19 protein-coding genes and 1 pseudogene are annotated in these 19,751 nt (G+C 74.6%); 10 read left to right on the forward strand and 10 right to left on the reverse strand.

Annotated elements, in window-relative coordinates:
• Nucleotides 1-2: 2 nt before the first annotated feature.
• Nucleotides 3-464, reverse strand: coding sequence for a hypothetical protein (locus FB455_RS01185; protein ID WP_013287572.1), 462 nt, complete (start codon nt 462-464; stop codon nt 3-5).
• 116 nt (nt 465-580) lie between these two features.
• Nucleotides 581-1,216: a membrane protein YczE gene (yczE, locus tag FB455_RS01190; RefSeq protein WP_145751836.1), complete on the reverse strand. Its 636-nt coding sequence runs from the start codon at nt 1,214-1,216 to the stop codon at nt 581-583.
• A gap of 59 nt (nt 1,217-1,275) precedes the next feature.
• Here yczE and yczR point away from each other — a divergent pair, with 59 nt between their 5' ends.
• Nucleotides 1,276-2,727: a MocR-like transcription factor YczR gene (gene yczR / locus FB455_RS01195; protein ID WP_145751839.1), complete on the forward strand. Its 1,452-nt coding sequence runs from the start codon at nt 1,276-1,278 to the stop codon at nt 2,725-2,727.
• 114 nt (nt 2,728-2,841) lie between these two features.
• Nucleotides 2,842-4,113 (forward strand): low temperature requirement protein A, encoded by a 1,272-nt coding sequence (locus FB455_RS01200; protein WP_145751842.1) that lies wholly within the window; start codon nt 2,842-2,844, stop codon nt 4,111-4,113.
• 63 nt (nt 4,114-4,176) lie between these two features.
• Here the strand turns inward: FB455_RS01200 and FB455_RS01205 are convergent, their stop codons facing one another.
• The 3 genes from FB455_RS01205 to FB455_RS01215 form a co-directional block, all read right to left on the reverse strand.
• Nucleotides 4,177-6,003, reverse strand: coding sequence for an AMP-dependent synthetase/ligase (locus FB455_RS01205; RefSeq protein ID WP_128137452.1), 1,827 nt, complete (start codon nt 6,001-6,003; stop codon nt 4,177-4,179).
• Nucleotides 6,004-6,141: 138 nt separating this feature from the next.
• Nucleotides 6,142-7,092: a terpene synthase family protein gene (locus tag FB455_RS01210; RefSeq protein ID WP_145751845.1), complete on the reverse strand. Its 951-nt coding sequence runs from the start codon at nt 7,090-7,092 to the stop codon at nt 6,142-6,144.
• 131 nt (nt 7,093-7,223) lie between these two features.
• Nucleotides 7,224-7,853: a TIGR03085 family metal-binding protein gene (locus FB455_RS01215; RefSeq protein WP_071098337.1), complete on the reverse strand. Its 630-nt coding sequence runs from the start codon at nt 7,851-7,853 to the stop codon at nt 7,224-7,226.
• Nucleotides 7,854-8,046: 193 nt separating this feature from the next.
• Here FB455_RS01215 and FB455_RS01220 point away from each other — a divergent pair, with 193 nt between their 5' ends.
• Nucleotides 8,047-9,912 carry an ABC transporter ATP-binding protein gene (locus FB455_RS01220; protein ID WP_186461607.1) on the forward strand — a complete coding sequence of 622 codons (1,866 nt, stop codon included), beginning with the start codon at nt 8,047-8,049 and terminating at the stop codon, nt 9,910-9,912.
• A 55-nt stretch (nt 9,913-9,967) separates the two neighbouring features.
• Complete coding sequence (locus FB455_RS01225) at nt 9,968-11,749, forward strand: ABC transporter ATP-binding protein (RefSeq protein ID WP_145751848.1); 1,782 nt, start codon at nt 9,968-9,970, stop codon at nt 11,747-11,749.
• An 80-nt stretch (nt 11,750-11,829) separates the two neighbouring features.
• On the opposite strand, the gene rpsD is transcribed toward FB455_RS01225, so the two are convergent.
• On the reverse strand, nt 11,830-12,438 hold the full coding sequence (gene rpsD, locus FB455_RS01230) for a 30S ribosomal protein S4 (protein ID WP_145751850.1): 609 nt from the start codon (nt 12,436-12,438) through the stop codon (nt 11,830-11,832).
• A 67-nt stretch (nt 12,439-12,505) separates the two neighbouring features.
• On the opposite strand from rpsD, the gene FB455_RS01235 reads away from it, so the two are divergent.
• Nucleotides 12,506-13,237, forward strand: a complete 732-nt coding sequence (locus FB455_RS01235) for a DUF2470 domain-containing protein (RefSeq protein ID WP_013287562.1) — start codon at nt 12,506-12,508, stop codon at nt 13,235-13,237.
• 40 nt (nt 13,238-13,277) lie between these two features.
• On the opposite strand, the gene FB455_RS01240 is transcribed toward FB455_RS01235, so the two are convergent.
• Genes FB455_RS01240 through FB455_RS01250 form a run of 3 tightly spaced genes read right to left on the reverse strand, consistent with a single transcriptional unit; the run spans nt 13,278 to nt 15,345 of the window.
• Nucleotides 13,278-13,874, reverse strand: coding sequence for a TetR/AcrR family transcriptional regulator (locus tag FB455_RS01240; protein ID WP_120568850.1), 597 nt, complete (start codon nt 13,872-13,874; stop codon nt 13,278-13,280).
• Nucleotides 13,871-14,626, reverse strand: a complete 756-nt coding sequence (locus FB455_RS01245) for an ABC transporter permease (protein ID WP_145751853.1) — start codon at nt 14,624-14,626, stop codon at nt 13,871-13,873. The genes FB455_RS01240 and FB455_RS01245 overlap by 4 nt, the downstream gene beginning before the upstream one ends.
• A complete protein-coding gene (locus FB455_RS01250; protein ID WP_145751855.1) occupies nt 14,623-15,345 on the reverse strand; it encodes an ABC transporter ATP-binding protein in 723 nt (240 codons plus the stop codon). Before FB455_RS01250 ends, FB455_RS01245 begins: the two co-directional genes overlap by 4 nt.
• Nucleotides 15,346-15,454: 109 nt before the next feature.
• Between FB455_RS01250 and FB455_RS01255 the strand changes: the two genes are divergently transcribed.
• From FB455_RS01255 to FB455_RS01270, 5 genes and pseudogenes are all read left to right on the forward strand, one after another.
• Nucleotides 15,455-15,844: a MerR family transcriptional regulator gene (locus FB455_RS01255; protein ID WP_121686165.1), complete on the forward strand. Its 390-nt coding sequence runs from the start codon at nt 15,455-15,457 to the stop codon at nt 15,842-15,844.
• Between the two features lie 162 nt (nt 15,845-16,006).
• Nucleotides 16,007-16,648, forward strand: a pseudogene (locus FB455_RS34625) (phosphoribosyl-AMP cyclohydrolase); the annotation flags it as partial.
• Nucleotides 16,649-16,837: 189 nt separating this feature from the next.
• Complete coding sequence (gene hisI / locus FB455_RS34630; protein ID WP_030271963.1) at nt 16,838-17,251, forward strand: phosphoribosyl-AMP cyclohydrolase; 414 nt, start codon at nt 16,838-16,840, stop codon at nt 17,249-17,251.
• Entirely contained in the window at nt 17,248-18,801 is a 1,554-nt protein-coding gene (locus FB455_RS01265; protein ID WP_145751857.1) for an anthranilate synthase component I, read from the forward strand. Before hisI ends, FB455_RS01265 begins: the two co-directional genes overlap by 4 nt.
• The gene (locus FB455_RS01270) at nt 18,798-19,355 is read left to right on the forward strand and encodes a Trp biosynthesis-associated membrane protein (RefSeq protein WP_145751859.1); all 558 of its coding nucleotides are present in this window, start codon (nt 18,798-18,800) and stop codon (nt 19,353-19,355) included. Before FB455_RS01265 ends, FB455_RS01270 begins: the two co-directional genes overlap by 4 nt.
• Here the strand turns inward: FB455_RS01270 and FB455_RS01275 are convergent.
• Entirely contained in the window at nt 19,348-19,623 is a 276-nt protein-coding gene (locus tag FB455_RS01275; RefSeq protein WP_145751861.1) for a hypothetical protein, read from the reverse strand. The genes FB455_RS01270 and FB455_RS01275 overlap by 8 nt on opposite strands.
• Nucleotides 19,624-19,751 lie beyond the last annotated feature (128 nt).

A 19,751-nucleotide genomic window follows, 5' to 3' on the forward strand; every position in this document is an offset into this window, starting at 1 on the left:
GGTCACTGCCGGCCGGAGTGCCCCTCGGGCGAGCGGCGCGGCATCGGGATCGACCGGACCACGTACTCCTGCACGGCGGCGGCGTGGTCGTCCTCGTCGAGGTGCCACTCGGACTCGGCGGGCGGGTGCCGCCGGGTCAGCACGCCCTGCACCGTGTCCACTGTGGTGCCGAGACCGGCGCTGGGCCGGGTGCGCCAGAGCCGCTCACCGTCCGGGGTGACCCGGAACCAGCCGTCGGCCACGCTGACCAGGCCCGCGCCGACGAGCCGCCGGACCGCGCCCTCCACCTCGTGCCGCTCCGGGATGGCCTGGTTGAGGTGGTCGGCTGTGGAGAGGACGTCGGCCAGCCGTACGCCTTCGGGGCGGCGTGTCGCGGCGGCCCGCCGGTGCCGGCCGGCGCCACTGGCGATGACAAGCGCGACGAAGATCCAGGCGTCGCTCCAACGCCATCCGTTCTCCCCCATGCAGGAATGATGCCCGGCGGCGACGGCGGAGGAAACACCTGGTTTCCCGGTTCTGCGTCGTCGCAGCTCAGCGCGTTGCGGCTCGGGCCGGGCCGTGGCGGTCGGCCCGGCCGCGGTCACGTAGCGTAGGCGCCGGCCGCCGGTCGTGCGGGCAGCGCGAAGACCGGGATGAAGAACTGGGCCAGCGGGCCGATGGTCAGCGCGTAGGCCACCGTGCCGAGGCCGACGGTGCCGCCGAGCAGCCAGCCGAGCGCCAGCACGGTGATCTCGATGACGGTGCGGACCAGCCGGACCGAGAAGCGGGGGTGGCGGGCGACGAAGCCGGTCATCAGCCCGTCGCGCGGGCCGGGGCCGAGCCCGGCGCCGATGTAGAGGCCGGTGGCGGCGCCGTTGGCGACGATCCCGGCGACGAGCAGCGCGACGCGCGCCGGCATGCCCTCCCCGGGCGGCAGCACGGCCAGGGTGGCGTCGACGACCAGTCCGATCACCACGACGTTGCTGACCGTGCCGAGGCCGGGCCGCTGCCGCAGCGGGATCCAGAGCAGCAGCACGAGGGCGCCGACGGCGATGGTGACGGTGCCGAAGGACAGGCCGGTCTGCCGGGCGAGCCCCTGGTGGAACACGTCCCACGGGTCCAGTCCCAGCTCCGACCGGATCATCAGCGCCATGCTCACGCCGTACAGGACGAGCCCGGCGTAGAGCTGGGTGAGTCGCCGCGCCGGCCGGTGCCGGAGATTGCCAAGCTGTGCCATGCATGCCACCCTAGGGTCCAATCGCGGTCGTCAAGGGTGCCAATTTCGGAGGTGTGGCCATGACCAGCCAGGTGCGCGGCGTCCAATTGGCGCGACTCCTCGGCCAGTGGCACGCCCTGCCGGGCCGCCGGCGCAGCCCCGACTACGCCGCGCTCGCCGGCGCCGTCCGCGGGTTGCTCGCCGACGGGCGGCTGCCCCTCGGGGTACGCCTGCCGGCCGAGCGGGAGCTGGCCGAGGCGCTGCGGATCAGCCGGACCACTGTCACCGCCGCGTACCGGGAACTGCGGGAGAGCGGCCACCTGGCCAGCCGCCGGGGCGCGGGGAGCTGGACCATGCTGCCCGGCGGGCACCGGGTGGCCAGCACCGGGCTGTGGACGCCGCTGGACGACCGCGACATGATCGACCTCGGTGTGGCCGCGCTGTCCGCGCCCCCGCAGCTCGTCCCGGCCGCCCGCGCCGCGGCCGAGGATCTGCCCCGCTACCTCGGCGGCGCCGGCTACCACCCGACCGGCATCATCGAGCTGCGCGAGGCGGTGGCACGCGCCTACACCGAGCGCGGTCTGCCGACCAGCCCGGAACAGATCATGGTCACCAGCGGCACCCAGCACGCGCTGGATCTGGTGCTGCGATTGGCCCTCTCGCCCGGCGGCGGCGTGCTCGTCGAGTCGCCCACCTACCCCAACGCGCTGGCCGCGCTGTCCGCCCGGCGGGCCCGGATCGCCACGCACGGCCTGTCCGACGAGGGCTGGGACGCCGAACTGCTGCTCGGCAGCCTCCGGCAGACCCGGCCGAAGCTCGCGTACGTGATCCCCGAGTTCCAGAACCCGACCGGCCACCTGATGGCCGCCGACCTGCGCGAGCGGCTGGTCGGCACGGCCCACGCGGCCGGCACCGACCTGGTGGTCGACGAGTCCTTCGTCGACCTGCCGCTGGACGACACCACGCTGCCGCCACCGGTGGCCGTCTTCGACAGGCACTCCCGGGTGATCAGCATCGGCGGCATGAGCAAGCCCTACTGGGGCGGGCTGCGGATCGGCTGGGTACGCGCCTCCGCGCCCCAGGTGCAGCGGCTGGCCGCGGCCCGGGTCGGGGTGGACATGGCCAGCCCGGTGCTCGACCAGCTCGTCGCCGTGCACCTGCTCACCGAGGCGCCGGCCATCGTGGCCGCCCGCCGGGCCCAGCTCGTCGCCCAGCGGGACGCCCTGGTCGCCGCGCTCGCCGACCGGCTGCCCGACTGGCGGGTACGCGTGCCGGGCGGCGGCGTCACGCTCTGGGCCGAGCTGGACGGCCCGATCTCCAGCGCGCTGGCCCGCGCGGCCGAGGAGGTCGGCGTACGGCTGGCGCCCGGCCCCCGGTTCGGCCTGGACGGGACGCTGGAGCGCTTCTTGCGGCTGCCTTTCACGCTGCCCGCCGACGAGCTGGTGGAGGCGGTCGGGCGCCTCGCCGCGGTCCGCTACGACCTGGACCGCACCAGCCGCCCGCAGTGGCGCGAGCCGAGCGTCATCGCCTGACCCGGTCCGGCTGCCCGATCCGGTGGTGATCGGTCCGAAGCACGGCTCCGGACCGGCCGGCGCCCGCAGACTGCCCGGGTGGGGAACGGGAGGGGAGTCCGGTGGTCGTGGAGGGTGCGGCGCAGCGCGCCTGGCTCCCGGACCACCCGGCTCGAGCTCTTCTACGACCTGGTCTTCGTCTTCGCGTTCCTGAACGTCACCACGCTCACCGCCTCGGAGCTCACACCGGCCAACCTCTACCGCTTCCTGCTGGTGCTGGCGCTGCTCTGGTGGTCGTGGACCGGCTTCGCCCGGATGGGCAACTTCTTCCGCGCCGACCAGGGCGTGCTGCCGCTGGTCGGCTTCGTCACCGTGGCGGCGACGTTCATGCTGGTGCTCAGCGAGCCCAGTGCGTTCGAGGACCTCCCCGGCGGGCTGCCCGGCCCGCTGGTCTTCGCCGGCTGCTACTTCGTGATCCGGATGGCCCAGCTCACGGTCTTCGGCTGGGTGGACCGCGCCGACCCGGTCCGGCGCCGCCGATTGCTGCTGCGCGCCGCGTTCCCGGCCGCCGCCACGGTGCTGCTGGTCATCGCCGGAACCGTGCCGACGCGGCTGCCGCAGGAGCGGTTCGCGATCCCGCTGCAACTGGCGCTCTGGACGCTGGCGCTGCTCGTCGAGTACGTCGGCGGGGTGACGCTCGCCCGCCAGTGGTGGGTGGTGGTCTCGGCCGGGCACTGGGCCGAACGGCACGCGCTGATCGTGCTGGTCGCGCTCGGCGAGTCGATCATCGCGCTCGGGTTCGGCCCGAAACACGGGCTGCCGCTGACCGGGCCGGTGGCGGTGTCGGCGCTGCTCGGCATCGCGGTCGTCGCGGCGCTGTGGTGGGCGTACTTCGACACGCTCGCCTTCGCGCTGGAACAGGCGCTGCACCACGCCCGGGACGAGGCCACCCGAGTCCGGCTCACCCGGGACGTGTACACGTTCATGCACCTGCCGATGGTCGCCGGGACCATCCTCTACGCGCTCGGCCTCAAGGACCTGCTGGCCGAGGCCGCCGACCCGGCCACGCCCACCTGGGGGCTGCCGCTGGGCGACTTCTGGGGCGCGATCCTGTTCGGCGGGGTGGGTCTGTACCTGCTCAGCCTCGCCGGGTGCTGGTGGCTCGCGCTGCGCGAGGTGCACTGGCCGTTGCTGGCCGCGGTGGTGGCGCTGGCCGTGGTCGGCCCGTTCGTCTTCCGCATCCCGGAGCTGGTCGCGCTCGGTGTGCTGGCAGTCGTCACCGGCGCGGGCATCACCTGGGAGACACGCTCCGAGGACGGCCACCGGCGCCGGGTACGCGAGCTCGCGCTGGAGGAGCAGATCGCCGCCGAGGCCGAGCAGAGCCGCTGGCGGCAGCAGCACCTGTGAACGGCGCGCGGCCGTGCCCCGGGACGGTGGGGCACGGCCGGCGCGACGGTGTGGCGGTGCGGGCTACAGCTCGGCGAGCGTGCCCTCGTACATCTTGTCGATCTCGGAGGCGAAGTTCGTCTCCACGCTGCGGCGCTTGATCTTCAGCGACGGCGTGACCTCGCCGTCCTCGATGGTGAGGTCACGGGGGAGGATCGTCACCTTCTTGATCGTCTCCCAGCGGTTGAGCTTGGCGTTCAGCTCGGCGACGTATCCCTCGACCATCTCCCGTGCCTGCGGGGAGGTGACGATCGTGGTGTAGTCGCTGCCCTCCAGCGGCGTGCCGGCGGCCCAGCCCTTGATCGCGTCCGGGTCCAGCGTGACGAGCATGGTGCAGTAGTTGCGCGCCTGCCCGATCACCACGGCCTGCGAGGTGTACGGGCACACCGCCTTGAACATGCCCTCGATGTGCGACGGCGCGACGTACTTGCCGCCGGACGTCTTGACCAGATCCTTCTTGCGGTCGGTGATGCGCAGGTAGCCGTCGTCGTCGAGCGTGCCGATGTCGCCGGTGCGGAAGAAGCCGTCCTCGGTGAACGCGGCGGCGGTCTCCTCGGGCAGGTTGTGGTAGCCCCGCATGACCGGCTTGCCCCGCATCAGGACCTCGCCGTCGGTGTCGATCCGGCACTCCAGGTCGCCCATGGCCCGGCCCACGCTGCCGATCTTCAGCCCGCCGGGCGGGTTCACGAACGCGCCCGCGCTGGTCTCGGTCAGGCCGTAGCCCTCCGAGATGGGCAGGTTGGCGGCGGCGAAGAAGGTGGCGATCTCCTTGCTCAGCGGCGCCGCGCCGGAGACCAGCACCCGCATCCGGCCGCCCAGCCGGGCCTGGAGCTTGCTGAACACGAGCTTCTCGGCCAGCGCGTACTTCATCCGCAGCCCGGCCGGGACCGGCTTGCCGGCCTGCTCCAGCGCGACCTTCTCCTTGCCGACCCCGACGCCCCAGGCGAAGATCTTGGCCTTGGCGCCGCCCGCGCCCTGCGCGGTGGTGACCGCCTTGTTGTAGACCTTCTCGAAGACCCGGGGCGCGCCGCACATCAGCGTCGGCTGCACCACGCCCAGCAGGTCGACGAGCTTGTCCACCCGGCCGTCGACGTACGTGGGCAGGCCGACGTGGGTGGCGCCGCAGAGCAGCGTCTTGCCGAAGGAGTGGGACAGCGGCAGCCACAGGTACTGCAGGTCGTCGACGCGCAGCAGGCCCAGCTCGGCCTGCGCCACGCCCTCCCAGCACCAGCCGCCGTGCAGCAGCTCCACGCCCTTCGGGCGGCCGGTGGTGCCCGAGGTGTAGATCAGCGTGGCCAGGTGGTCCGGGCCGATGCCGGCGACGAGCATGTCGATCAGGTCCGGCTCGGCGCTCAGCGCCGCGGCGCCGCGCTCCTCCAGCTCGGCCAGGGTGAGCTGCGGGACGGCCGCCGCCGGGTCGGGCGTGCCGTCGAAGAGCACCACGTGGGTCAGTGCGGGCAGGTCGGCCCCGGCGATCTTCGCCGCCTGGGCCGGGTTCTCCGCGAACAGCACCTTCGAGCCGGAGTCGGCGATGATGTAGACCGCGTCGTCGGGTTCGGTGGTGGGGTAGACGGTGGTGGTGGCCCCGCCGGCGCACATGATGCCGAAGTCGGCGAGCACCCAGTCCAGGCGCGTGTTGGCCAGGATCGCGACCGGGTTCTCCAGGCCGACACCGAGCCCGTGCAGCCCGGCGGCGATCGCCTTGGCGCGCTGCCCGACCTGCTCCCACGTCAGCCAGACCGGGCCCGAGTCGTCGGGGGCGGGGTGGGCGAAGGCGTGCCGGTCGGGGGAGTCCGCCACGCGCTTGAGGAACATGTCCGGTACGGAACGGTACGGTACATCGAGAGCCATCGCTGTAGCCGCCTTCAGGGGTGGAGGGACGTGACGGGGGTCACGCCGGTCTGCGGTTACCGAAGGGTATTGCCTGCACCCGGCCAGCGGCTAGCCCCGATCGGTCGAGTCGTCGGCGGTCCCGCCTGCTGGAACCGCTCAGGCATACCGGCTGGCCGCGCGGGACCAGTCGTAGGTGGCCCTGATCCAGTCCCGGCGGGTGTCCAGGAAGACCCGCATCCCCTCGTCGGCCACGGCGCTCAGCGCCGCGTCCCGCTCCGCGTACGTGGCGAGGGTCTTGTTGAACCGGTCCGCCGCCGCGTACAGCGCCGCCGACTCGTCCTGCCCGGTCTCGCCCGCGATCGTGGTGACCAGGTTGTGCGCCTCCGGGGTGGCGCCCCGCTCCTTGCCGTAGGAGAACAGGTCGTTGCACCAGCAGATCAGGTCGGTGGCGAGGGCGTCCAGCACGGTGAGCGCCGGCGCGACCCGCTGGTCGGCGCGGGGCGCGGACGGGCGGGCCAGGTCGGTCACAGTGAAACTGGGGCGCACCCCGCCGGTGTGGCGGCGCATCTGCGTGTACTCGGCCACCCCCGGCACCCGCCGGCGTTCCCGGTTGGCGGCCTCCCAGAGCAGCGCCAGCAGGTACTCCCGCAACTGGCTGACCAGGCGCAGCAGGTGGGCCGGCCGGCCCCGGTCGCGGGCCCGCCGGCACAGGTCGTGCAGCGCCAGGGCGATCGGCCCGCCGTCGGCCGGTGCGGGCGCCTCCGGGTCGCCGTGCCGGTCGAGCACCGCCAGCAGCGCGGCCAGCGTGGGCGCCAGCAGCGTGGGCGTCGCGCCGAGCCCGTCGTCGTCGCAGGCGTCGTCCACCACGAACAGCCAGTTGATCAGGTCGGTGAGCAGGCGCAATCCGGACGGCGACGCCTCGGGGCAGGCGCGAGCGGCCAGCTCCGCGGCGTGCGCCCCGGCCAGCCGCCGGCGCCCGGACTGGTCCTCCACCAGGCCGAAGTCGCGTACCCAGGCCGCGCTCTCCGCGGCCGTCTGGTCGACGGCGGGGTGGCGCCGGGAGGGAAAGGGTGGCTCGTGCAGTGCCGAGAGGGCGAAGTCGCGCATCGTCGTCGTCCCCTGTCCGCCGCCCCGCGGGGTCGGGCCGGTGCGCAGGAGCGTACGGGAGGACGTAACCGTTATCGAAGCCGGTCCGTCCACTTTCCACAGTGAGCGAGCGACCGGCTACACACCCTCGGTCAGAGTCCCAGCTCGGCGGTGCGCAGGCGCTCGGCGCGGTCGGCCGGACCGTCCACCTGGACCCGGGCCACCCGCTGCCGTCCGGTGAGGAACAGGACGAGCTCGCCCGGCGCACCGACCAGGCGCAGCCGTTCGCCGCCGCCGCCGGCCCGCAGCTCGCCGTAGCCCGGCGCCTGCACCAGCACCTCGGCCGGGAACCGCCGCAGTGCCATCCGGGCCAGCAGCGCGACCCGCTTCCACAGCACCGCCTGCTGCCCGGCCGGCAGGTCGCGCGGATGCCAGCCCGGACGGGCGCGCCGCACGTCCTCGTGGTGGATGAAGAACTCCATCCCGTTCGCCAGCTCGTCGGTGAGCGGGTTGCTCACCGGGCTCCACACCGGGGGACGGCGTACCCGGGCGATCAGGTCGGCGTACGGCCCGGCGGCGATCCGCCGACGGACCGACTCGCCGTAGCCGCGCAGCGGCGGCAGCAGGATCCCGCCCGCCGCGTCCGGCCGGCGCTCCCGCACCAGCAGGTGCGCCGCCAGGTCACGAGTGGTCCACCCCTCGTTCACAGTCGGTGCGTCCGGTCCCACTTCCAGCATCAGGTCGGCGAGCGCCTCGCGCTCCGCTCGGGCGTACCGCGGCATGGCCCGATCGTAGGCCGGTCCCGGCTGATCGGCGCGCCACGCCCGGCGCGACCACGCCGCCGGACCGCCTCCGGTCACCGTCGGCCCAGCTCCGGCGGGAACGTGACGGCGGACATATCCCGGCCGGGTCGGCGGGACGGGCGGCGAGCGGTAAGGATGGGGGAGAAAACTGCGGCTTACGGCGGGGGAGAGCGTGGCGAGCGGGACAAGTCGGGACGTGCTCGGCAGAGGGCTACGGGTGCTCGGCCGGGCCATCCGGGAACAGCCACGGATCTTCGCGGTCGCGGTCAGCGGCAGCGTGCTGTTCGGCCTCCTGGTGATCGCCAGCGCGTACGTGGTCGGCGGGGTGGTCGGCGACGTCGTCGTGCCGGCCGTGGAGCGCGGCGAGGTGGCCCGCGGGGCGCTGGCGCTCGCCGCGACGGCGCTGTTCGGCATCAGCGTGCTGCGTGTCGTCGGCATCTTCGGCCGCCGGCTCGGCGCCGGTTACATGCAGTACCGGCTCCAGGCCGCCTACCGCCGCCGGGTCACCCGCCGCTACCTGGAACTGCCGCTGGCCTGGCACCACCGCAACTCCACCGGCACGCTGCTGTCGAACGCCAACTCCGACGTGGAGGCGGCCTGGTACCCGATCGCGCCGCTGCCGTTCGCGGTCGGCACGCTGGTGATGCTCGTCGGCGCGGTGGCCTCACTGTTCTTCACCGACTGGGCGCTGGCCCTGGTCGGCCTCGCCGTGTTCCCGGCGCTGTTCGCGCTCAACGTGGTCTACTCCCGCCGGATGGCGCCCCGGCAGGCCCGGGCGCAGCGGCTGCGGGCCGAGGTCAGCGGCATCGCGCACGAGAGCTTCGACGGCGCGCTCGTGGTCAAGACGATGGGCCGCGAGGCCCAGGAGACGGCCCGCTTCGCCTCCCGCGCCGGTGAGCTGCGCGACGCGCTGATCTCGGTCGGCCGGCTGCGTGGCGTGTTCGACCCGATGCTGGAGACGTTGCCCAGCCTCGGCACGCTCGCTGTGCTGGTGGTCGGCGCGCTGCGGCTGCGCGAGGGCGCGATCACCGTGACCGAGCTGGTCAGCGTCGCGTTCCTGTTCACCGTGCTGGCCTTCCCGGTACGCGCCATCGGCTGGGTGCTGGCCGAGCTGCCGCGCAGCGTCGCCGGGTGGGACCGGGTCCGCCGGGTGCTCGACGCGACCGGCGAGATGCCGTACGGCACGACGACGCTCGACCCGGCCACCCACGAGCCGGCCACGCTCGCCTTCGACGACGTGCACTTCGCGTACGAGCCGGCCGAGGCGCACCTGCCCGGCGCGCAGGTGCTCGGCGAGGTGACGTTCACAGTCCCGGCCGGGAAGACGGTCGCCCTGGTCGGCCCAACCGGCGCGGGCAAGTCGACGATCGCGTCGCTCGCCGTGCGCCTGGTGGACCCGGGCGCCGGCCGGGTCACGCTGGACGGCGTGGACGTGCGGGAGCTGACCGCCGCCTCGCTGGCGGCCACGGCGGCGCTCGTGGCGCAGGTGCCGTTCGTCTTCGACGACACGGTCCGGGCCAACATCGCTCTCGACCGGGCCGGCATCGGCGACGACGAGGTCTGGGCGGCGCTGCGGCTGGCCGAGGCGGACGGCTTCGTGGCCGCGCTGCCGGACGGGCTGGACACCATGGTCGGCGAGCGGGGCACGTCGCTGTCCGGCGGCCAGCGCCAGCGGCTGACGCTGGCCCGGGCGCTCGCCGGGCGACCCCGGCTGCTGGTGCTCGACGACGCCACGAGCGCTGTCGACCCGCGGGTCGAGGCGGCCATCCTGGCCGGGCTGCGCGCGCCCGCCGACGGCGCCCCGGCGTCGATCCTGGTGGTGGCGTACCGCCGGGCCACCATCGCGCTCGCCGACGAGGTGATCTACGTGGAGCAGGGCCGGGTGGTCGCCCGCGGCACCCACACCGAGCTGCTGTCCACCGTGCCCGGCTACGCCGACCTCGTCACCGCGTACGAGCAGGCCGAGCAGGAACGCGAGCAGAATCGGACGTACGACGAGGTCACGCCGTTGACCTCGGGCCTGGAGGTGGACCGGTGAGCGCGAGGAGTGCAGCGGAGCGGAGCCCCGCAGTCGCGAACGAACGGCGGGCCCGGTGAGTACGACCACGGGCGAGACCACCGAGGCCACCGAGTCGACCTGGCGGACGCTGCGGCGCGGGCTGGCGCTCTCCCCGGAGCTGCGCACCGGCCTCGCCGGCACGCTGGCGCTGGCGCTGGTCTACATGGTCGGCCGGGTGGCCGTGCCGGTGGCGGTGCAGCGCGGCATCGACCACGGCATCGTCGGCGGCCTCGACCTGAACGTCATCTCGCTGACCGTGGCGATCACCGCCGGCGTGCTGGTGGTCACCACCGCCTGCGGATACCTGATGATGCGCCGGTTGTTCACGGTGAGCGAGACCGCGCTGGCCGGCGTGCGCACCCGGGCGTTCCGGCACGTGCACGACCTGTCCATGCTGCACCAGCAGTCCGAGCGGCGCGGCTCGCTCGTCTCCCGGGTCACCAGCGACGTCGACCAGATCACCCAGTTCCTCCAGTGGGGCGGCGTGATCCTCATCGTCAACCTGGGCCAGCTGCTGGTCACCACCGCCGTGATGCTCGCGTACTCCTGGCAGTTGACGCTCGTGGTGCTCGTCGCGTTCGCGCCGGCGGTGCTGGTGATCCGGCAGTTGCAGCGCCGCCTCGCCGGGGCGTACGGGCTGGTGCGGCAGCGCACCGGCACGCTGCTCGGCGCGATCGGCGAGAGCGTGGTGGGCGCGCCGGTGATCCGGGCGTACGGCATCGCCGGGCGCACCGCGCGGCGCCTGGACACGGCCATCGACGGGCAGCGGGTGGCCCAGCAGCGGGCCATCCGGATCAGCATCATGGGTAGCTCGGTGGGGGAGCTGGCCGCCGGGCTGGCGCTGGCCGGCGTGGTGGTGGTCGGGGTCAGCCTGGGCGTCGACGGCACGCTGTCGGTCGGCCAGCTCACCGCGTTCCTGTTCCTGGTCACGCTGTTCATCCAGCCGGTGCAGATCGCCACCGAGGTGCTCAACGAGGCGCAGAACGCGATCGCCGGCTGGCGCCGGGTGCTGGACGTGCTGGACGTCTCCCCGGACGTGGCCGACCCCGGCGAGCAGGGGCGGGAGCTGCCGCCGGGGCCGCTGGACGCCCGGTTCGCCGGCGTGACGTTCGCCTACCCGGGCGGGCCGCCGGTGCTGCACGACGTGACGCTGGACATCCCGGCCAAGAGCCGGGTGGCGGTGGTGGGCGAGACCGGAAGCGGCAAGACCACGTTCGCCAAGCTGCTCACCCGCCTGATGGACCCGACCGAGGGCGCGGTGCTGCTCTCCGGGGTCGACCTGCGGCAGGTGCGCTTCGACTCGCTGCGCTCCCGGGTGGTGATGGTGCCGCAGGACGGCTTCCTGTTCGACGCCACGGTCGGGGAGAACGTCCGCTTCGCCCGCCCCGACCTGACCGACGAGCGGCTCACCGCCGCCTTCGGCGAGCTGGGCCTGTCCGACTGGCTGGACGGGCTGCCGTCCGGGCTGGACACGCCGGTCGGCGAGCGCGGGGAGGCGTTGAGCGTCGGGGAGCGGCAGCTCGTGGCGCTGGCCCGGGCGTACGTCGCGGACCCGGACCTGCTGGTGCTGGACGAGGCGACGAGCGCTGTCGACCCGGCCACCGAGGTCCGCCTGCAACGGACGCTCGACGCGGTGACCCGGGGCCGGACCACGCTCGCCATCGCGCACCGGCTGTCCACCGCGCAGGCGGCGGACGAGGTGATCGTGGTGGACCGGGGCCGGATCGTGCAGCGCGGCCCGCACGAGGAGCTGGTCCGCGACACCGACTCGGTCTACGCCCTGCTGTACGCCTCCTGGCTGGAACAGACCCGCTGATCTTGGCGGGTCCGCCAGGGCTGGAGCAGACCCGCTGATCTTGGCGGGTCCGCCAGGGCTGGAGCAGACCCGGTAACCGGTCAGCGGGAGTAGAACTCCACCACGAGCTGCTCGTCGCACACCACCGGCACCTCGTGCCGGGCCGGTTCGCGCACCAGCATGGCGCGCAGCTCGGCCGGCTGCGCCGACAGGTACGGCCGGGGCTGGGCGTCGGCGTGCGCGCCGGCGGCGGCGAGCTGGAACGGCGGCAGCGCGCGGCTGCGCTCGCGTACGCCGACCACCTGGCCGGGACGCAGCCGGTACGACGGCCGGTCGACCTTGCGCCCGTCGACGGTGATGTGGCCGTGCGCGACGAGCTGACGGGCCTGGTAGACGCTGCGCGCCAGCCCGGCCCGCAGCACCACCGCGTCGAGGCGCCGCTCCAGCAGCGCGACGAGCGTCTCGCCGGTCTTGCCGGCGCCCCGGGCCGCCTCGTCGAACAACCGGCGCAGCTGGGCCTCGCTGACGTTGTACTGGTGGCGCAGCCGCTGCTTCTCCAGCAGCCGCACCTGGTAGTCGGAGGTGGTGCGGCGGGACCGGCCGTGCACGCCCGGGGGATAGGGGCGCCGCTCGAAGTACCGCACGCACTTGCGGGTCAGCGGGATACCGAGGGCGCGGGAGAGCCGGGCCTTGGGCCGGGGGTGGTTCACGTCGACGTCTCCGATCGTCTAGCCTGCTTCTTAGGTAAGCCTAACCTATATTGAGGAGGTCGGGATCATGCGGCCCAGCCCGGCGGAGATCGTGCGAACCCTGGTCGCGGGCCGGTTGCCCGCCCTCGTCCACCTGGCCCGGCATCCCGGCCCGCACCAGGTCCGGCACGCCGTCGACCCGGACGGGCGGGTGCTGCTGCTCGTACCCGTGGTCAGTGACCTGGCCGCGGCGCTCGTGCCGCCGGCGGGCGACACCGACGTGGCCACCGTGCTCGACGTGCTCGACCTGCCGCCCGCGGCCGGGGCGCCCTCGCTCGGCCGGGCCTGGGTGTCCGGCTGGGCCGCCCGGCTGGACGGGGACGAGGCGCGCGACGCGGCGGTCGACTTCGCCGCCACCGACCCGGTCGGCGACCTGCTCGACGTGGGCCGCCGGTTCCACCTGCACCGCTTCGAGGTGGCCGAGGCCCGCTGGGAGCGCGCCGGGCGTGTGCGCCGGGTCGACCCGGAGGCGTTCGCGGAGGCCGAGCCCGACCCGCTGCACCCGGTCGAGGCCGACCTGCTGGCCGACCTGGCAGACCACCACGCCGAGCAGGTCGGCGACTACCTGCGGCGGCGGCTCGCCCTGCCCGGCGACCAGGTTCCCCGGGTGGTCCGGATCGACAGGTACGGGCTGCTGGTCGCGCACGGGCGGCCCGGCGCGACCCGGCGGGCCCGGCTCGCCTTCCCGCGGCCCGTCGCCGACGTGGCGGAGCTTTCCCGCCTGCTGCACCCGATGCTCTGCCCCCGGGCCGCGGCCTGAGCGGCGCCGTCCCGGCTGCCGGAGCCGGCGGCCGGGAGGCTCAGGTGATGTCGCCGGTCAGGTACCGCTGGACCGTCGGGCCGATGGCGGCCACCAGCGTCGCCGGCTCGGCGGTGGCGACCGCGTCGAGACGGAGCACGTACCGCATCATGGCCAGCCCGGCGAGCTGCGTGGCGACCAGCCCACCGCGCAGCGCGCGTTGCGCCGGGTCGACGCCGAGGTGGTCGAGCACCCGGCGCAGCACCTGCGTGACCAGGAACTCGCGCAGCAGGCGCGCGGTCCAGTCGTTGCTGACGGCGGAGCGCAGCAGCGCCACCGCCGCCGTGCCGGTGGGGGAGTCCCAGACCTCCAGGAACACCCGGACCATCCGCTCGCCGGCCGCGTCCGGGCCGCCGGCGAGCACCGCCGGCAGCAGCCGCCCCGGGTCGGCCGGGAACGCCGTGGCGGCCCGGAACAGCTCCTCCTTGCCGCCGAAGTAGTGGTGCACGAGCGCCGGGTCCACGCCGGCCGCCGCGGCGATGGCCCGGATCGACGCGGCGTCGAAGCCGCGCTCGGCGAACGCCTCCCGCGCCGCGGCGAGGATGGCCTCACGGGTGTCCGGGCTGCCGGGCCGCCGCCCGGTGCGCCGCGCGTTCACCCGCTGCGCCGGCGCAGCGTCGCGGCGGCCAGCACCAGCGCCGCCACCGCCGCCCCGGCCACGATCGCCACGTCCCGCCACATCGTTCCGGTCGGCTCGGCGTGCGCGCCGACCTCCTGGAGCGCCTCGACCGCGTACGACAGCGGCAGCGCGTCGCTGACCGCCTGGAGCCAGCCGGCCATCTCGTCGCGCGGCACGAACAGGCCGCACAGCAGCAGTTGCGGGGCCACCACCACCGGCATGAACTGGACCGCCTGGAACTCGGTGCGGGCGAACGCCGAGCAGAACAGTCCGAGCGCCACCGCGAGCACCGCGTTCACCCCGGCGATCAGCACGACCAGCCACGCGCTGCCCGCGGTCTCCAGCCCGAACACCCGGTACGCGACGACCGAGGCGACAGTGGACTGGAGCACCCCGGCCAGGCCGAACGCGATGCCGTACCCGAACAGCAGGTCGAGCTTGCCCAGCGGCGTGGTGAGCAGGCGCTCCAGCGTGCCGGTGGTGCGCTCGCGGAGCATGGCGATGCTGGTCACGAGGAACATGATGATGAACGGGAAGAAGCCCAGCATGATCAGGGCCACCCGGTCGAACGTGCTCGGCGCGCCGGGCGGGGCGGGCTGGTCGACGTACATGAAGTAGACGAGCGTGAGCAGCACCGACGGCACCACCACGAGCAGCGCCACGGTCCGCCGGTCGTGCCGGAGCTGGCGCAGGATGCGCCCGGTGGTGGCGGCCAGGATCCGTCCGTTCATCGCGCCTCTCCCTCGGCGTCGCGGATCAGGCGCAGGAACGCCTCCTCCAGGTCGTCGGTCCCGGTGGCGGCGCGGACCGCGGCCGGGGTGTCGTCGGCGACCAGCCGTCCCTCGCGGATCAGCAGCAGCCGGTCGCAGCGGGCGGCCTCGTCCATCACGTGGCTGGAGACCAGCAGCGTGGTGCCGTTCGCGGCCATGGCGTGGAACCGGGCCCACAGGTCGGCCCGCAGCACCGGGTCCTGGCCGACTGTCGGTTCGTCGAGGATCACCAGCTCGGGTTCGCCGACGAGCGCGCAGGCGAGTGAGGCGCGGCTGCGCTGGCCGCCGGAGAGCGTGCCGACGAGCTGGTCGGCCGCGTTCGCCAGGCCGACGTCGGCCACCGCGCGGTCGGCCTCGGCGCGGCCCCGGCCCTGGAGCACCGCGAAGTAGCGGGCGTTCTCCCGCACCGTCAGGTCGGCGTACACGCTCGGCGCCTGGGTCAGGTAACCCACCCGGCGGCGCAGGTCGGCCGAGCCGGCGGGGCGGCCGAGCACGTCCACCGCGCCGGAGCCGACCGTCTGCACGCCGACCACCGCGCGCATCAGCGTGGTCTTGCCGCTGCCGCTGGGCCCGAGCAGCCCGGTCACGGTGCCCCGGGGCACCCCGCAGGTGATGCCGTGCAGCACCCGCCGCCCGCCCCGGTCGACCACCAGCTCGCGGACCGACACCGCGTCGTCCATGCTCGCCTCCGTCAATTCATCACCCGTTGAACTCAACGGTAGGTGAATTCCTCCCCGAGGGCAACGGGGACTTGACTTCGAGTGCCCTCGAACTGGAAGCCTGGAGGGCGTGGACATCAGCACGCGGGAGATGAGCCTCACCGTGGGTGAGGCGGCGGAACGGGTCGGCCTGACCACCTACACGCTGCGCTGGTACGAGCAGGAGGGCCTGGTTGGCCGCGTCGGGCGGGACTCGTCCGGCCGCCGGCGCTACACCGAGTCCGACGTCAACTGGCTGTTCCTGCTCACCCGGCTGCGGCGTACCGGGATGCCGGTGCGAGACATGCGCCGCTACGCCGAACTGGCCCGGCACGGGGACGGCACGCTCGGCGCGCGGCGGGCGCTGTTCGAGGCGCACCGGGCCCGCGTCCTGGCCCGGATGGCCGAGCTGGAGGAGGACCTGAAGGTCCTCGAACACAAGATCGACGCGTACCGCCGGGCGGAGGAGGAATCCGGCTGAACGCCCCAGTGGCGGACACGGGGTCCGGCAACGGTCATTGCGGTGAAGATCGGATTTCGGCACCATGGCGCCGTGGGTCCAGCGCAGTTGCCCGACACCGCGTTCCTCGACGACTGGGCCGCCCGCCTGCGGCAGGCCGCCGACCGGCCGGTCGTCGGGATCATGCTGCGCGGCAGCCACGCCCGGCGGGCCGCCACCGAGCACAGCGACGTGGACGTGGACGTGCTCGTGGCCGCCGACGACGGACGGCCCGCCGGCGCGGGCGCCCGGCAGGCCACGTCCCGCCGCGGCACGCCGTACGCGGCCCGGCGGGCGTACCTGACCGAGTTCGCCGGTCGCCTCGTGCACGTGTCCGTGGCCGCCCGCGACGTCCGCTCCTGGGTACGCCGCCTCGGCCAGCCCGCCGACTGGGCGTTCGGGCTCCCGGTCACCGCGCCCGCCCGGCTGCTGTGGGCCGTACCGGAATGGCGCCGCCTGATCGACCTGCCGGTGCTCTGCCAGCCCGCCGACGAGCCGCGACTGGAGGAGCTGATCGCGACGCTGGGCAAGGTCGCCGCGGCCCGCGTGGCCGACGACCCGGTCGGGGTCCGGCTCGCCGCGGCCGACCTTGCCCGGCTCTGCCCCTCGGTGCTGCGGCCGGCCAACCCGACCGTGCGCGTGGTGTCCCGCCGGGCCGCCCTGACCGCCGCGCTGGACCTGCCGGTCGCCCCGCCCGGCTACCGCCACGACATGCTGCTCTGCCTCGGCCTGCGCGCCGGTGACCCGGCCGAGGTCGGCGCCGCCGCCGGACGGCTGGTCACCGGCATCCTCCCGCTGATCCGCCCGTACGCCGGCGAGATCGCCGCCACCCACGGCGCGGACCTGGCCGAGGCGCTGGTCGACGGCCGGGTGGACCGCTACCTCGCCCGGCTGGGCCGGGCGCTGGGCACGGTGACGACCGCCTCCCGGGACACGTCGGCGGTGCCCGGACCGCGTGCGGGAGAATGGTCAACCGTGCCCGCTCCTGACGCGCCGCTGACCGGCGCCCCCGCTCCCGGACCGGCCCGCCCGTCCCGGCTCGACCCGGCCGTCGCGGCGAAGCTCCGCCGCACCCCGGACGGCCTGGTCGCCGCCGTGGTCCGCGCCCACGACTCGGGCGAGGTGCTGATGGTCGCCTGGATGGACGACGAGGCGCTGCACCGCACGCTCACCACCGGTCGGGCCACCTACTGGTCGCGCAGCCGCGGCGAGTACTGGGTCAAGGGCGCCACCTCGGGCAACCACCAGTACGTGCGCTCGGTGGCCCTCGACTGCGACGGCGACGCGCTGCTGGTCAGCGTCGAGCAGGTCGGCGCGGCCTGCCACACCGGGCAGCGCACCTGCTTCTTCACCGAACTGCCGGTCAGCTCCCCGGAGGCGACCCCGTGACCGACGGCACGGTCAGCCCGGACCGGTCCACCTTCGCCGACCTGGCCGCCCGCTGGCGGGTCGTGCCGGTGACCCGGCGGCTGCTCGCCGACGCGGAGACGCCGGTCGGGGTCTACCGCAAGCTGGCCGGCGGTCCCGGCACGTTCCTGCTGGAGTCCGCCGAACAGGGCGTCGGCTCGGCCGGCACGGCCTGGTCGCGCTACTCGTTCATCGGCGTCCGCAGCAGCGCCACGCTCACCGAGCGCGACGGCGCGGCGAGCTGGACCGGCACGCCACCGGCGGGCGTGCCCACCGGTGGCGACCCGGTCACCGTGCTGCGCGAGACGGTCGCCGCGCTCGCCGGGCCGGGCTGGGATCCGGCCGGTGACATGCCGCCGCTGACCGGCGGCCTGGTCGGCTACCTCGGGTACGACCTGGTCCGCCGCTTCGAGCGCCTGCCCGAGCTGACCGAGGACGAGCTGGACGTGCCCGAGCTGGGCATGATGCTCGCGACCGACCTGGTGGTCCTCGACCACTACGAGGGCTCCGCGATCCTGGTCGCCAACGCGGTGCTGCCGCCGCTGGACGACCCCGACCGGGCCGGGCGGGTCGAGGCCGCGTACCACCACGCCGTCGGCCGCCTCGACGCGATGACCAGCGCGTTGTCCCGGCCGATTCCGCCCATGGTCTCGACTGTGGGCCGGCCCGGCGTCGGCGAGGTGGTCAGCCGCACCCCCGAGGGCGGCTACCCGCAGGCGGTGGAGGCGGCCAAGGAGGCGATCCGGGCCGGCGAGTGCTTCCAGATCGTGCTCAGCCAGCGCTTCGAGCGCCCCACCGACGCCGACCCGCTCGACGTCTACCGGGTGCTGCGCACCACGAACCCCAGCCCGTACATGTACCTGCTGCGCTTCGACGGCTTCGACATCGTCGGCTCGTCGCCGGAGGCGCACCTCAAGGTCAGCGCCGGCCCGGACGGGCGGCGCCGGGCGCTGCTGCACCCGATCGCCGGCACCCGGCCGCGCGGCGGCTCCCCGGACGGCGACGCCAAGCTCGCCGCCGAACTGCTCGCCGACCCCAAGGAACGCGCCGAGCACGTGATGCTCGTTGACCTGGGCCGCAACGACCTGGGCCGGGTGTGCCGCCCGGGCACCGTCGAGGTGCCCGAGTTCGCCACCATCGAGCGCTACAGCCACGTCATGCACATCGTCTCCACAGTCGTCGGCGAGCTGCGCGACGACCGCACGGCGTTCGACGCGCTGGCCGCGACGTTCCCGGCCGGGACGCTCAGCGGCGCGCCCAAGGTGCGCGCCATGGAGATCATCGAGGAGCTGGAGCCGGTGCGGCGCGGCGTCTACGGCGGCACCGTCGGCTACTTCGCCTTCGGCGGCGACCTGGACATGGCCATCGCCATCCGTACCGCGCTGATCCGCGACGGCCGCGCCTACGTGCAGGCCGGCGCCGGGATCGTGGCCGATTCCGACCCCGCCGCCGAGGACCAGGAGACGCGCAGCAAGGCCGCCGCCGTCCTCGCCGCCATCGCGGCCGCCGAGACGCTGCGGGCCGCCCGGTGAGCGCGCCCGGCACCACCGCGCCGACCGCCCGCGGCCGGCGCGAACTCGCGTACGCGGTGCTGCTCTGCCTGGCCGGCGCGGGCCTGGCCTGCTGGGCGGTGACCCGTACCTGGGCGGTCGAGGTGACCGCCCGGGGGTCGCTGCCGTCCGGCCGGGCCGGGCGCACCGGTACGGAGCTGCTGCCCTGGGTGCTGGCGCTGACGTACGTGGGACTCGCCGGCGGCGGCGCGGTGCTCGCCACCCGGGGCCGGCTGCGCCGGCTGCTGGGTGTGCTGCTGGCCGGCGTCGGCCTGGCGGTGGCGGTCGGCGGCGGGATCGGCCTGACCGAGACCGGCGTGAGCCGGCAGTGGCCGGCGCTGGTGCTGGCCGGCGGCCTGGCCCTGGCGGCCGGCGGCGCGTTCACCGCGCTGCGCGGCGACGGCTGGCCGGCGATGGGCGCCCGGTACGAGCGGCGGTCCGCCCCGGCGGACGAGCCCGGCCGGCCGGCGGTCGAACGCGGCACCCGGGACGCGTGGGACGCGCTGGACCGGGGCGAGGACCCGACGGTCAGCTGACCGGCTGCGTCTCGCGGGCGTCGCGCCGCTGCCGGGCCGCGGCCCGCGCGGCGGCCAGCTCGGCCACCAGCCGCTCCAGCTCGCGGCGCTGGGCGGCGCGGGCCCGGTCGGCGCAGACCGCCTCCCAGGCGTTGCCCCGGGCGGTACGCATCCGGCCCTCACCGGCCACCGCGCGTTCGAGCGTGTGCACCACGCCGACGGCGAGCGAGGCGACGGTACGGGAGATGGTGGTCAAGCCGATGGTCTGGGTCGGCCCGTTGGCGCTCATGGTCACCCCATACGAGATCGTTGGCGACGGTCGGCAGCCGCCGGCGTCGAGTGTGCCCGACGACGATGCTTCCGGGTGGACGTTTCGCCGCCGTGAAGCACAGGTCAACGCTGTCGCACCGGGGTCGA

Source organism: Micromonospora sp. CNZ296 (genome assembly GCF_007827635.1).

Bases quoted from the DNA above. Each gene is read 5' to 3' on its own strand.
- FB455_RS01250 (WP_145751855.1), bottom strand. From the start codon at position 15,345: ATGGACGACGCGGTGTCGGTCCGCGAGCTGGTGGTCGACCGGGGCGGG.
- FB455_RS01245 (WP_145751853.1), bottom strand. From the start codon at position 14,626: ATGAACGGACGGATCCTGGCCGCCACCACCGGGCGCATCCTGCGCCAG.
- FB455_RS01185 (WP_013287572.1), bottom strand. From the start codon at position 464: ATGGGGGAGAACGGATGGCGTTGGAGCGACGCCTGGATCTTCGTCGCG.
- FB455_RS01215 (WP_071098337.1), bottom strand. From the start codon at position 7,853: ATGCCGCGGTACGCCCGAGCGGAGCGCGAGGCGCTCGCCGACCTGATG.
- FB455_RS01235 (WP_013287562.1), top strand. From the start codon at position 12,506: ATGCGGCCCAGCCCGGCGGAGATCGTGCGAACCCTGGTCGCGGGCCGG.
- FB455_RS01275 (WP_145751861.1), bottom strand. From the start codon at position 19,623: ATGAGCGCCAACGGGCCGACCCAGACCATCGGCTTGACCACCATCTCC.
- yczE (WP_145751836.1), bottom strand. From the start codon at position 1,216: ATGGCACAGCTTGGCAATCTCCGGCACCGGCCGGCGCGGCGACTCACC.
- FB455_RS01205 (WP_128137452.1), bottom strand. From the start codon at position 6,003: ATGGCTCTCGATGTACCGTACCGTTCCGTACCGGACATGTTCCTCAAG.
- FB455_RS01210 (WP_145751845.1), bottom strand. From the start codon at position 7,092: ATGCGCGACTTCGCCCTCTCGGCACTGCACGAGCCACCCTTTCCCTCC.
- yczR (WP_145751839.1), top strand. From the start codon at position 1,276: ATGACCAGCCAGGTGCGCGGCGTCCAATTGGCGCGACTCCTCGGCCAG.